Here is a 12,540-nt window from a genome sequence, read left to right on the forward strand (position 1 = left end):
TTAGACAGTCGTTTTGTTTATTTATTAACACTCTTCAGGAGAACCAACATTTGTCGCCGTTCTAAATGAAGAGCCACAGCCACAGCTTGCAATAGCATTTGGATTGTCGATAGTGAAGCCGCCGCCCATCATGGATTGCTTATAGTCGATCTTTGTACCGTTTAAAATTGGTGAATCCTCTTTTTTTACAAGGATTGTTAATCCATGCTGATTTAAGACTTGGTCATCTTCACTTATATCATGTTCAAATCCCATACCATAGGAAAGCCCACTGCAGCCTCCACCTTTAACTGATACGCGAAGATATGCATTTTCTTCTTCATGTTCTTTCATCATATCTTTTATTTGAAAAGCTGCCGCTTCAGTAATTATTACAACATCATTCATCAGAATTCCTCCTTAATCAGAATGAAACGATACTTAAAGTATACCTCTTTGTTTTTCCTCACTCAACTGAAACGCCCTGATTGATCAGGAATTGATAAAATACGTTCCAGTACAAATAACCTCTGCAGGACCTGTCATTAATACATTACCCTCTGCTGTCCAATTAATTTGCAGGTCGCCTCCAGCTAAGTGGACAGTCGTTTCTTCACCAAGGGCTGTGTAATTGTTTAAGACAGAAGAAACAACTGCTGCACAAGCCCCTGTACCACAAGCCTGTGTAACACCTGACCCTCTTTCCCAAACTCTAAAATGAAGTTCATTTTTTGAAACGACTTGGACAAATTCAACGTTAACTCCTTCTGGAAAACGTTCATCCTTCTCAACAATAGGACCTAATGATGTAACAGGTGCTTGATTAATGTCATCAACATAAAATATGACATGTGGATTCCCCATCGAAACGGTTGTTATCCCGAATAGTTGTCCAGCAAATTCTACTTTTTCATTAATCGTTTTTTCATCACCATGACCAAGCATTGGAATTTGGGATTTTAACAAACGCGGTTCACCCATATCAATTGTGATTGATGTTACTAGATCATTCTTAACCTGTACTTTTGCTTCGACAAGTCCTGATAATGTTTCGATCTTAAATCTAGTATCCGTTACTATTTTATGCTCGAACGCATATTTTGCAACACAACGCAAACCGTTCCCACAATTTTTCCCCTCAGAGCCATCATTATTAAAGATTCTCATTTTAACGGCTGCAACTTCTGAAGGACAAATTAAAATCATACCATCTGACCCTATACCTGTATGAATATTTGACACTTGTCTAGCAATTTCAGGTAAACTCTCTTCTCCAAGCTGCTCCTCAAAAAGATTTACATAAATATAGTTATTTCCTAATCCGTGCATTTTTGTGAATTGAAATGAATTCATGATGTCCTCCAAAAGATTTTGTTTTTATTAGTATAAAATGTTGGTAATGAGAGCACAATACAAATATCCCCCGTTTTATAGAAGTAAAAGCTTCCTGCCGTTGTAGGGAGCTTTTATTTGTTTTTTAATCTCTGCATTTACAATAATATTTTTCTAACCCTACCTTCGAAATAGTTCTTTTTACTTATATTTCTGGTATACTTTACTTATTATTTAGCATTACCAAACTTTACATTCAGAAAGAATGGAGTGTAACTTATGAGAAAAGACCCAGAATATTTATATGACAAACCAGTCAAATGTCTTGTATGTCAAGAAACGTATACAACAAAGAAAGTATTATCGAAATATATCCGGGCGCATAAACATGATACTGATTTTTGTTCACACTATATTTCTACAAAGATCAATCCACTTCTTTATTATGTTCAAGTTTGTCCTAATTGTGGCTATTCCACTTCAGAAGAATTTTCATCCTTTTTTCTTCCCACTTCATTTGAAGCCATCCAGGAAAAGATTTGTTCCAATTGGAATGGACCTAATTATTGCCATGAACGCTCGTTGGAGGATGCGATTAAGTCATATAAATTAGCCATTTATTGTGCAACAATAAAAAAAGAAAAACATATAACATTATCAGGACTATATTTACGATTAGCATGGTTATATCGTACAGAAAAAGTAAATGTAGACGAAGAAACACGCTTTTTACACCTAGCACTTACTGAATATATCCAATCATATATGTATGGCGACTTTAACCATACTCAATTAACTGAAATAAAGCTTCTCTATCTCATCGGAGAACTAAGCAGACGCCTCCGCTTAACAACCCAAGCAACTAGATATTTCTCCCGAGTCATTGAACTGCAAAAGCAAACAATTGAAAAAGGAATCGTTGCAATGGCAAAAGACCGCTGGGCGGAAATGAGAGAAGAAAAAAAATTAAGAATTCAAGACTTGATTTATATAGATGCGAAATCCGGTGGAAATTCCTCCTGATTGGCGGCGTCACCCTTCCAATAGAGGATAGCTCTTTTTTGATTGTATATGAGTTATCCTTCATAATTCCCAATTTAAGACAAAACTCACTAAAATTACATTTTAATCGAACTGATACTAAGCGAAGATCCTTAAACCAGATAGTTATTACAACATCTGGACCATTTTTAGTCCACAACTAAGTTATATCACATAAACTTCCTAATTAAAGCTGAATAGGGATTGTAATGGTTGTTGATATCATTCATACTGTTTTATAGTTACTTACAACATTTTTAAAATAAAGAAAACGCTTTTTTGATAATGTGTTGAGATTTTTCTTTAAATTCGTTATACTTTTTATGCATTTTATATTATTTGACTAATTATTTTGTGATTTCTCATTATTATATTCTAAATTAAATGTGGGGAAAAAGGAGTATCGAACATGAAGAACCTAGTGATCCTTGGCGGCGGCTATGGTGGAATGCGTATTCTTCTAAGGCTATTACCAAACCAGTTGCCAGATGATGTACAAATTACATTAATTGATAAAAATCCTTATCACTGTCTTAAAACCGAATATTATGCTCTTGCAGCAGGTACAATTTCCGACCATCATATTCGCGTCTCATTTCCAGAACATCCGCGTCTTCAAACTAAATACGGGGAAGTAACTTCTGTAAATCTTGATAATAATGAAGTTGTTTTAAATCAAGAAGTTATTGTTCCTTATGATGACTTAATTATCGGTTTAGGTTGTGAGGACAAGTATCATAATGTACCAGGAGCAAATGAATATACTTATAGCATCCAAACGATTGACCAGTCTCGAGATACGTATACGAAATTAAACAATTTAAATGCAGGTGCAACTGTTGCCATTGTTGGTGCAGGATTAAGCGGTGTTGAGCTTGCAAGTGAGCTTAGAGAAAGCCGTAAAGATTTAAATATTAAATTATTTGACCGTGGTAAGCATATACTTTCTAGTTTCCCAGAGCGATTAAGTAGTTATGTTGAAAATTGGTTTACAGAACATGGTGTTGAAATTATCAATGGTGCTAATATTACTAGAGTTGAACCTAATATTGTTTATAATCATGATGAACCATTTGAATGTGATGCCATTGTATGGACAGCAGGTATTCAGCCTAATCAGGTTGTTCGTGATCTTCCTGTTGAAAAGGATAATCAAGGCCGAGTTGTCTTAACGACACAGCATAACATCCCTACTTATCCTGATGCTTTTGTTGTCGGTGATTGTGCGAGTCTTCCACATGCTCCAAGTGCACAATTAGCTGAAGCTCAAGCTGAACAAATTGTCCAAGTATTAACGAAAAAATGGAATGGAGAACCGCTTCCTGAATCTTTCCCACCATTTAAACTTAAAGGGGTACTTGGATCTCTAGGTAAAAAGCAAGGATTTGGCCTTGTTAATGATCGTCCACTTATGGGACGAGTACCACGTCTGTTAAAATCCGGTGTATTATGGATGTATAAATATCATAACGGATAATGGATTAGCTCTTTTTATTTAACTAGAAAAATCGTTCCTCTTTGGATAGTGAAGTATCTCTTCACCTTTCCAACATAAAGGAACGATTTTTTTGTTTTGAAGTTACCTCATTTTTTTCTGCACTGCACATACTTATGTTTATACACTCACATACCCATGCTGTTCCATTTCTTCATAAACCTTTTTAAGCCGTGGATTTCCTTCTCCAACAACCGTACCTTCTATAACGACAAGTGGATAGAAGTATTCATCATTAATGACCTTTTCAGCCATTTCCTGCTTATCTGGCTCGTTTGGCGGGTTATGAATATCAATATATTTTATTTCGAAATGTTGATTATGGTATTTTCTTTTTAATGCGGCTTCAAGCCATTCATATGTTTCTTTTGCTGATGGTAAATTGACACAGCTGGGACATAGTATCTCTGCCCCGTACACACAAATTTCAACTGGCTTCACACATTCCACCTCACACTTCTTTTTTTCTATTGTATTCGAATAATCGATATGTTTCCATATTAAGCTCGACTTATCCCGTTCAAATCTAATATCCCTTTGCTTCTTTCTGACATTACTCGATTTTTCTCCTATATTTAAGGCCTTTAAATCCTAGTTAGATGTACCATTTTTTTTAAAATATGAAATATGGTAAAATAGGGTGGTACAAGATGATGATTATCCAATCTTTCGATTAGATTTTTCACTTGATTTCACATATAATGTATGTAAATAAGGAAGGAGTCGATTTGAATGACTGAAACAGTAATGTTTGAACAAGTTCAAGAAGTATTAGATAAATTACGTCCATTCTTACTTCGCGATGGTGGGGACTGTGAATTAGTTGATGTGGAAGATGGTATTGTAAAGCTTCGCCTACTAGGTGCTTGCGGAAGCTGCCCAAGCTCAACTATTACGTTAAAAGCCGGTATTGAGCGTGCTCTATTAGAAGAAGTACCAGGTGTTGTAGAAGTAGAGCAAGTATTTTAATTTGAAAAGCAAAGGCGCCTTGGATAGTTCTGACAAGCATACCTATGAATAGAAGTTCTACTTTATTTTTATCCATTGTGGTCTATGACTTGAAGAGCTGGGCGCATTAGCTAGACAACAGATACATTTCTAAAAAAACTTTCATAAGCTAACAAAAGGACTGACATGTGTCAGTCCTTTTGTTATATACGATTAGCTTCTTGAATTTGTTCTACTTTACAGCCTTCATAATCAATTTCAAGACACTCTACATTACAGTTTATGAACTCACTTGCGAGCTTCTCAGCTAAATATTCACCTTTACCCTTTTTAATGAAACAAATGACCGTAGGACCAGCACCGCTTAAAGCAGAACCATATGCACCAAGGTCATGAACCTTTTCTTGTACACCTTGAATTTCTGGAATGAGACTGCTTCTGTATGGCTGATGAAAGAGGTCTTTGTTCATCATTTGTCCAACTAGCTTCCAATTGTTTGTTAACAGCCCGGCAATAAGCATATTGCTAATTGCACTTGCTTCTACAGCGGTTTTGTATTCTAATGATTGAGGTAATACATTTCTAGCATCACTTGTAAACACTTCGTATTTAGGGATGACAACAACGGTATCAACATCAAGATCTTTTATACAAACTAATTCAGTTTGACTTTCTTGATGCAGCCCAACAACTAAACCACCGTAGAGGGAAGCACCGACATTATCTGGATGTCCCTCTTCAAGGCTGGCAATTCTTAGCTTTTCATCATTCGTTAATTGCAGGTTACAAAGTTGATTAGCCATCTCTATCCCTGCGATAATGGCTGAAGCACTGCTGCCAATACCTCTTGCCATTGGTATATCGCTCCACACCTTTACTTCACAGGCTGGTAAGTGTTTATTGTGCATATTTGCTACCGTTATAGCAATCTTAGCCATAAAGTTTTTTTCATCCTTAGGTGTGTCCATAACATGCTCTGTCATCGGAACGAAATGAAGGTGATCAGCTTTTCTTATTTCCAGTGTTAAATATTTACCGAGTGCAAGCCCAACCGAATCAAAGCCAGGTCCTAAATTGGCTGTGCTTCCCGGTACGGTAATTTTTAACATGTCCCCTTCTTTCATTGAACTGTAACCCCATTTAATTGGTTTAAGAAGACTTCTTCATCATTTGGAAGAACGATTGGCTTAATTTCAGAAACATCGATCGCAGTATTTGGATCTTTTAAACCATTACCTGTTAATACAGCTACAACTTTGCTGCCCTCTTTAATTAATCCAAGTTTACGGTGTTTAATTAAGCCGGCAATTGACGCACATGAACCTGGTTCTGCAAATACTCCTTCTTCACGAGCAATGAGTTGATATGCTTCGATAATTTCTTCGTCCGTAACAGAATCAATTTTTCCATTCGACTCTTCTTTTGCTTTCACAGCCGTTTCCCAGCTAGCAGGGTTTCCAATTCTAATTGCTGTTGCAATCGTTTCAGGGTTTTCAATTGGCTCACCGCGTACGATCGCAGCAGCACCCTCTGCTTGAAAACCGTGAATCTTCGGCAGACCTGTTTGTTTCTTTTCATTGTACTCTTTGAAGCCTTTCCAATACGCTGTAATATTTCCAGCATTCCCAACAGGAATAGCTAGGTAATCAGGTGCACTTCCGAGCTGCTCACATACTTCAAAAGCAGCTGTTTTTTGCCCCTCAATTCGATATGGATTAACAGAATTCACTAACGTAATTGGCAGCTTTTCGCTAATGTTGCGAACCATTGTTAACGCATGGTCGAAATTCCCTTGAATCGCATAAATTTCAGCTCCGTACATAACCGCTTGTGCGAGTTTTCCGAATGCAATTTTACCGTCAGGAATCAATACGATACATTTCATATTTGCTCTTGCTGCATAAGCAGCTGCAGCAGCTGAAGTGTTACCTGTAGATGCACAAATAACAGTGTCACTGCCAGCTTCCTTTGCTTTTGCAACAGCCATGACCATTCCGCGATCTTTAAATGAACCAGTAGGATTTGTTCCTTCTGTCTTTACATATAATTCAATCCCAAGTTTCTCAGATAGCTTAGGTAAATGAATAAGAGGAGTATTTCCCTCTTGAAGAGTTAATTTTGGTGTTTTGTTTGTTACTGGTAAAAATTCTGCAAATTCTTGAATAAGACCCTTCCACATCATATTGATCCGTTCCCTTCTACGCGATACGTACTTTTTACTTTTTCTACGACTGCTAAATCATTTAAGTGTTGTAAAATTTCTTCAAAATCACTTTGAGCTGCTTTGTGTGTCACAATCACGATTTCTGCTAGATTACTATTTTTTATTGGCAATTGAAGGATTTTTTCAAAACTAACTCCTCTTTCAGAGAAAAGCGAAGTGATTTTTGAAAAAGCACCTACTTGATCTTTTACACTTATTCTTAAGAAATGTTGAGCAAAAATATGGTCTGGGCTCTTAATTTGCTTTTCAAATTGTGGTGCAATCGCACTTCTTCCATTAACGCCTAATCTCATGTTTTTCATGACGCCAACTAAATCTGAGACAACAGATGTTGCCGTTGGAAGACTGCCTGCTCCAGGACCATAGAACATTGTTTCACCAACTGCTTCACCATATACATATACAGCATTATATTCATCATTAACGGAAGCCAATGGATGTGTTTCAGGCAATAAAGTTGGTTCAACAGCAACTTCAATTTTCCCATTTTCTCTTTGAGCAATACCGATCAGTTTCATTGTGTAGCCGAGACGTTTACTATAGTCGATATCATCGTCTGTTACACTTGAAATTCCTTTTACATTTACATCTTCTAAATCAACATGCATGGAAAATCCTAAACGAGCAAGAATCGCCATTTTTCTAGCAGCATCCAATCCTTCAACATCTGAAGTTGGGTCAGCCTCAGCATAGCCTAGGTCTTGTGCTTCCTTCAAGACATCTTCATATGCACTCCCTAGCTTTGTCATTTTTGTAAGGATAAAGTTTGTTGTTCCATTAACAATTCCCATCATTTTTGTGATTCGGTCTGATGCTAATCCATCCACTAAGCTTCGTAAAATTGGAATACCACCAGCTACACTTGCTTCATAGAATAGATCACAGCCGTTTTCTGTTGCAATTGAAAGCAATTCTGTTCCGTACAATGCCATTAAATCCTTATTTGCTGTTACAACATGCTTTTTGGCTTTAAGGGCTTCAATTAACAGCTGTCTAGTATCTTCTACTCCGCCCATTACTTCAATGACTACATCTATCTCAGGATTGCTAATTATATCTTCTACATTTGTAGTAAGGATCTCTTTTTCAATGTGAATTTGTCTATTCTTCTCTATATTTTTCACTAGTACCTTTTTCACTTTAACTGGACAACCAACCTGGTGCATTAATTTATCTTGATGATCTTCGATAATCTTAACGACACCACTTCCAACCGTTCCAAGACCTAAAAGTCCAACATGTATCGCTTTCACAATTGCCACTCCTTTATGTTCATCTAGAAAGTACAACTGTACCCTCATAAAAGACACCATCAATATACTTGTCATTATAAAATGCATAGAAAACTTTTACAAGGGTGAATTTTCAGTTTTTATTATGTAATCGCTTACTAGCTTGATATATATAGAATTTATTTTTCACCTATTTTTCTTAGTAAAGGATGAACATCGTCGATCATTCATTTTTTCAGTATATTATTTTGTCAGGACATTTGTTTTTGGAGCAGATCCTTTTAAGACTAAAGCAATGTTCTCTGCACATAAATTCATCATTTTATGTCTTGTTTCATAACTTGCACTGCCTATATGCGGCAAAGCGACCACATTATGTAATCCTGCCAATGGGTGTGTTGATTCAATTGGTTCATTTAAGAACACATCAAGTCCAGCACCAGCAATTTCTTGATTAATCAAAGCTTCATAGAGATCATGCTCATTGACAACAGCTCCACGGCCTGCATTGATAAAAATGGCAGTGTTTTTCATTTTTTTAAATGAATCCATATTAAAAAGCTCTTTTGTTTCATTGGTCAATGGTGTCAAGCTAACAACAAAATCAGACGATATTAATAATTCATCAAGAGAACAATATGTTGCCCCCAGCGTATTCTCAGCTTCACTATTTCTTGTACGATTATGGTAGAGAATGTTCATTTCAAAGCCTGTAGCCCGTTTCGCAACAGCTTGTCCAATTTTCCCCATCCCAACGATGCCTATCGTTTTATGATGTACATCATGACCAGCCAGCAGCAGTGGCCCCCAGCCTTTCCACAGATTATTTTTGACATAATCAGATGCCTCCATTAACCGGCGGGCAGTAGCGAGTACTAAACCAAATGTTAAATCAGCTGTCGTATCTGTTAGCACGTCTGGTGTATTACAAACGACAACCCCCTGCTCATTTGCATAAGCGACATCAATGTTATCATATCCAACGGCAAGATTCGCAACCACTTTTAACTGTTTTGCTTGATCCAATAATTGTTTATCAATTGAGTCTGAAAGCATCGTTAATAACGCATCAGCCTTTTTTGCCTTTTCAACTAATATTTCTCTTGGACATGGTGTTTCTTCTTCTGGCCACATTTCAATATCTGCTACCTCATATAAAGGCTGTAGCTCAATCTCTGAACACTTCCTTGTTACAAATACATACGGTCTTGCCATAGGACTCACCTCATATAATCAAATTTTCCCATCCTTATTTTACCACAATAAAGAGATATGTTCTTAAGAAAAAACAATGGCTGACTCACTTTTATCCCGATATAATCAGCCATATTCTAGTGATAAAGAATGAGTCTTTATGACAGCCATTCTATTACAGGTAATAGGATTCTTTTCGTTTTCATTGATAACATGCTTGAGTAACTTTTTAACAACAATTCATACTCGCCAGACCTTAACAGAATTTCTCTCATTGTCTCCTCAAACATTGCTTTATCTTCTTCAGATGATAAATAATAATTTTCTACACATTCGAAATAATGGATAGGAAACAGTAATCTACTATAGATAAGTCTCCATGAAAAAGCGGAAAGTGGTGTTGTTCGATCATATTCATCCAAAAAGCGAAAACCATTTGTTGATAATTCTTCCTGATTTTCAAAAAAGAGATGTCTCAAATATTCTGCAATGTCACGGCTTCCATGGTCATAAACCCAATCAGTCGGTATTTTAACACACATCTCCGGGTTCCAGGTTGCTGAATGAAAACGAAGGTGGCAGATTGTACCTGAATCGATCGGTTGTGGTTCTTCATCTAACTCAGTATCGACCAAATACTGAATAGCATTTTCTGCTAATCCTAAATAATAAGGGAAGGATTCGGCAAACATCTTTTCAAATTTCGTCAATGGTTGGCTATGAATTTTGCCCCGCCAAAATGTTTCTAATTGATCCAACCGCTTTTCCCAGAGAATTTTCCACTGACCAATTCGCTGCATTTTTGATACCTGATAGGGATATGTTCTTGCCTTCTGATGAAAACGCGCTAATTCCCTGCCAATGTGAGTAAATCTCCCTTGTGTATATGGCGAGCATTTAATAATGATATATCTTGCTTTGTCCTTCTCAAAAAACATGTGGTTTTTTTTCGTTAATACGATGTTGGCTACATATGGTTCACGCTTTTCTTCCATATATTGACTAAAGTGATAAAGCTCATATAATTCTTCCTCATCAAGATGCATGACAGGTATGATAAGAAATTGGGATTGATGTACACGAAAAGAATCATAGTGGCCAAGTTTCTCTAGATCTTGAACTTTTATTCCATACTCCTCATAAATTGTTTTTTTCACGACTCATCCCTCCAGAACAAACTTATACTCTATCGTAATCGCTTTTCTCCAAGTTTATGATTAATTGATGCAGGTAGGAAAATTGGTTATGTCGAATAATAGTAATACGTTCCTTTTATATATATAAATAAAGGCTGCTCAATATCATGATTATGCATTAACCGTTTTGTAAACAATGATATAGAATATAATGAGATTTATTTTGAATAATGGCATGATGATTGTCATATCATGAATAAATACTCTAAACATAAAGAATTGGGTGATTATTTATGAAAAGTAATGAAAAGATGGATATAGTTGAAAAAACAGCACGTGATTGGATGGTAAAACGCGGAGTAAAACTTGAAGATATCGCAGATCTCGTATACTTTCTACAGGAAAAGTATCACCCTGATTTATCAATTGATGAATGTTTAGAAAATGTGGATCGAGTCCTTACGAAAAGAGAAGTACAAAATGCAATCATTACCGGAATTCAATTGGATGTGTTAGCTGAAAAAGGTCAATTAGAGGAACCATTACAATCGATTATCGGCACGGATGAAAGCCTTTATGGTGTTGATGAAATACTTGCATTTTCAATTGTAAACATATATGGTTCCATCGGATTCACTAATTATGGATATATTGATAAACTTAAACCAGGTATCTTAAAATATCTAAATGATAAATCTACAGGCAAATGTCATACATTTTTAGATGATATCGTTGGTGCGATTGCTGCAGCAGCTTCTAGCAGACTTGCCCATCGTGCTAGAAATGTTAAATAAAGGCTGTTTTCGCAAACTTTGTTGCTATTTACCGAGTAATGCGTTGTGGTTGATTGCAGCGAGAGATGCACGATGACCGCGGGGCGGGCGGTGAGCCTCCTCGACGTAAACACCTGCATGAGTCTCACCTGTCCCGCTGCTCTAAGCAGGAGTCTCGCAATCTGCTCCAATCAACCTATAATAGGCTTCGTTTTAAAAGCAGCAATCTCTTAGAAAAGATCCTAAATAAAAACTGAAGTGTTTATTCACTATATGAGCTAAAAAAAGCAATCGGCATTTCACCGATTGCTTTTTTGGTTTCTTACACTTCTAAGACTCTGCGTACATAGTCATCTAACGAATCAACTGTATATGTTGGTTGAATCGAATAGGCATGTAAATGTTCTTTCAATGTAACACCCGTATGTACAAGCAATGTATCTAAACCGCAATTAATACCTGCTTTAATATCGGTGTCATAATTATCTCCAACCATTAAGGTTTCACTTTTTTCTATGCCTAAAACCTGTAACGCTTGTTCAACAATAATACTTTCTGGTTTACCTATAAAGATTGGCTGTGTTTTCGTTGAGACTGAAACCACTGAAGTTAGTGCCCCATTTCCTGGCATCAGGCCTCTTTCTGTCGGCAGCGCAATATCACCGTTCGTTGAAATAAATGCAGCTCCATTTCTGACTGCAATACATGCGTTCGCAAGCTTTTCATATGAAATTTCACGGTCTATACCCATCACGACATAATCAGGATCCTTTTCTACAAGCTCCAATCCTTTTCTTTGAAGAGCGGTTTTTAATCCGACCTCTCCAATCGCAAAAACAGTTGCATCGTTCTTTTTTTCCCAGATAAAGTTAGCAGTAGCCTGGCTTGTCGTAAAAACAGTCTCTGCCGTGGCAGGAATTTGAAAATCGGTTAGCTTTTTAGCTACTTGCTCTGGTGTTAGTGAGGAATTGTTCGTAACAAATAAATATGGTAAATTGTTTTTTACTAATTGCTCAACAAACATACTAGCTGCTTCTATTTTTTCTGTTCCTTTATACATCGTACCGTCTAAATCAATTAAATAACCCTTATATCGCTTCACAAATCTCACATCTTTCTTATTTGTTTTAAATGAAAAGGATGACTCGTATTAGTCATCCTTAATGGGGAAAGATCTTAAAAACAC

Annotated in this window: 13 protein-coding genes; 4 read left to right on the forward strand and 9 right to left on the reverse strand. The window is 36.6% G+C overall.

Going from position 1 to position 12,540, the window contains the following annotated elements; translation table 11 throughout:
- Positions 1-24: 24 nt before the first annotated feature.
- Both GMB29_RS22975 and dapF read right to left on the reverse strand, forming a co-directional pair.
- Positions 25-387, reverse strand: a complete 363-nt coding sequence (locus GMB29_RS22975) for a HesB/IscA family protein (RefSeq protein ID WP_136352594.1) — start codon at positions 385-387, stop codon at positions 25-27.
- Between the two features lie 84 nt (positions 388-471).
- A complete protein-coding gene (dapF, locus tag GMB29_RS22980) occupies positions 472-1,332 on the reverse strand; it encodes a diaminopimelate epimerase (RefSeq protein WP_136352593.1) in 861 nt (286 codons plus the stop codon).
- 258 nt (positions 1,333-1,590) lie between these two features.
- Here dapF and GMB29_RS22985 point away from each other — a divergent pair, with 258 nt between their 5' ends.
- Both GMB29_RS22985 and GMB29_RS22990 read left to right on the forward strand, forming a co-directional pair.
- Complete coding sequence (locus GMB29_RS22985; protein ID WP_136352592.1) at positions 1,591-2,334, forward strand: DUF2225 domain-containing protein; 744 nt, start codon at positions 1,591-1,593, stop codon at positions 2,332-2,334.
- Positions 2,335-2,761: 427 nt separating this feature from the next.
- Positions 2,762-3,829: an NAD(P)/FAD-dependent oxidoreductase gene (locus tag GMB29_RS22990; protein ID WP_136352591.1), complete on the forward strand. Its 1,068-nt coding sequence runs from the start codon at positions 2,762-2,764 to the stop codon at positions 3,827-3,829.
- Between the two features lie 138 nt (positions 3,830-3,967).
- Here the strand turns inward: GMB29_RS22990 and GMB29_RS22995 are convergent, their stop codons facing one another.
- The gene (locus tag GMB29_RS22995; RefSeq protein ID WP_136352590.1) at positions 3,968-4,288 is read right to left on the reverse strand and encodes a YuzD family protein; all 321 of its coding nucleotides are present in this window, start codon (positions 4,286-4,288) and stop codon (positions 3,968-3,970) included.
- Between the two features lie 291 nt (positions 4,289-4,579).
- On the opposite strand from GMB29_RS22995, the gene GMB29_RS23000 reads away from it, so the two are divergent.
- Positions 4,580-4,816 (forward strand): NifU family protein, encoded by a 237-nt coding sequence (locus GMB29_RS23000; protein WP_136352589.1) that lies wholly within the window; start codon positions 4,580-4,582, stop codon positions 4,814-4,816.
- A gap of 182 nt (positions 4,817-4,998) precedes the next feature.
- Here the strand turns inward: GMB29_RS23000 and thrB are convergent, their stop codons facing one another.
- From thrB to yutH, 5 genes are all read right to left on the reverse strand, one after another.
- On the reverse strand, positions 4,999-5,919 hold the full coding sequence (gene thrB / locus GMB29_RS23005) for a homoserine kinase (protein ID WP_136352588.1): 921 nt from the start codon (positions 5,917-5,919) through the stop codon (positions 4,999-5,001).
- Positions 5,916-6,974, reverse strand: coding sequence for a threonine synthase (gene thrC / locus GMB29_RS23010; RefSeq protein ID WP_136352757.1), 1,059 nt, complete (start codon positions 6,972-6,974; stop codon positions 5,916-5,918). The genes thrB and thrC overlap by 4 nt, the downstream gene beginning before the upstream one ends.
- Complete coding sequence (locus tag GMB29_RS23015) at positions 6,974-8,272, reverse strand: homoserine dehydrogenase (protein ID WP_136352587.1); 1,299 nt, start codon at positions 8,270-8,272, stop codon at positions 6,974-6,976. Before GMB29_RS23015 ends, thrC begins: the two co-directional genes overlap by 1 nt.
- 222 nt (positions 8,273-8,494) lie before the next feature.
- Positions 8,495-9,466 (reverse strand): 2-hydroxyacid dehydrogenase, encoded by a 972-nt coding sequence (locus tag GMB29_RS23020; protein ID WP_136352586.1) that lies wholly within the window; start codon positions 9,464-9,466, stop codon positions 8,495-8,497.
- A 137-nt stretch (positions 9,467-9,603) separates the two neighbouring features.
- Positions 9,604-10,602: a spore coat putative kinase YutH gene (gene yutH / locus GMB29_RS23025; RefSeq protein WP_136352585.1), complete on the reverse strand. Its 999-nt coding sequence runs from the start codon at positions 10,600-10,602 to the stop codon at positions 9,604-9,606.
- Between the two features lie 272 nt (positions 10,603-10,874).
- On the opposite strand from yutH, the gene GMB29_RS23030 reads away from it, so the two are divergent.
- Entirely contained in the window at positions 10,875-11,375 is a 501-nt protein-coding gene (locus tag GMB29_RS23030) for a phosphatidylglycerophosphatase A family protein (RefSeq protein WP_136352584.1), read from the forward strand.
- Between the two features lie 301 nt (positions 11,376-11,676).
- On the opposite strand, the gene GMB29_RS23035 is transcribed toward GMB29_RS23030, so the two are convergent.
- Positions 11,677-12,456, reverse strand: a complete 780-nt coding sequence (locus GMB29_RS23035) for a TIGR01457 family HAD-type hydrolase (RefSeq protein WP_136352583.1) — start codon at positions 12,454-12,456, stop codon at positions 11,677-11,679.
- Positions 12,457-12,540: the final 84 nt, after the last annotated feature.

Origin of the sequence: Metabacillus sediminilitoris, from assembly GCF_009720625.1 — a bacterium.
Taxonomy (GTDB): Bacteria; Bacillota; Bacilli; order Bacillales; family Bacillaceae; genus Metabacillus; species Metabacillus sediminilitoris.

Bases quoted from the DNA above. Each gene is read 5' to 3' on its own strand.
- GMB29_RS23000 (WP_136352589.1), top strand. From the start codon at position 4,580: ATGACTGAAACAGTAATGTTTGAACAAGTTCAAGAAGTATTAGATAAA.
- GMB29_RS22990 (WP_136352591.1), top strand. From the start codon at position 2,762: ATGAAGAACCTAGTGATCCTTGGCGGCGGCTATGGTGGAATGCGTATT.
- dapF (WP_136352593.1), bottom strand. From the start codon at position 1,332: ATGAATTCATTTCAATTCACAAAAATGCACGGATTAGGAAATAACTAT.
- GMB29_RS22985 (WP_136352592.1), top strand. From the start codon at position 1,591: ATGAGAAAAGACCCAGAATATTTATATGACAAACCAGTCAAATGTCTT.
- GMB29_RS22975 (WP_136352594.1), bottom strand. From the start codon at position 387: ATGAATGATGTTGTAATAATTACTGAAGCGGCAGCTTTTCAAATAAAA.
- GMB29_RS23020 (WP_136352586.1), bottom strand. From the start codon at position 9,466: ATGGCAAGACCGTATGTATTTGTAACAAGGAAGTGTTCAGAGATTGAG.
- thrC (WP_136352757.1), bottom strand. From the start codon at position 6,974: ATGTGGAAGGGTCTTATTCAAGAATTTGCAGAATTTTTACCAGTAACA.
- GMB29_RS23030 (WP_136352584.1), top strand. From the start codon at position 10,875: ATGAAAAGTAATGAAAAGATGGATATAGTTGAAAAAACAGCACGTGAT.
- thrB (WP_136352588.1), bottom strand. From the start codon at position 5,919: ATGAAAGAAGGGGACATGTTAAAAATTACCGTACCGGGAAGCACAGCC.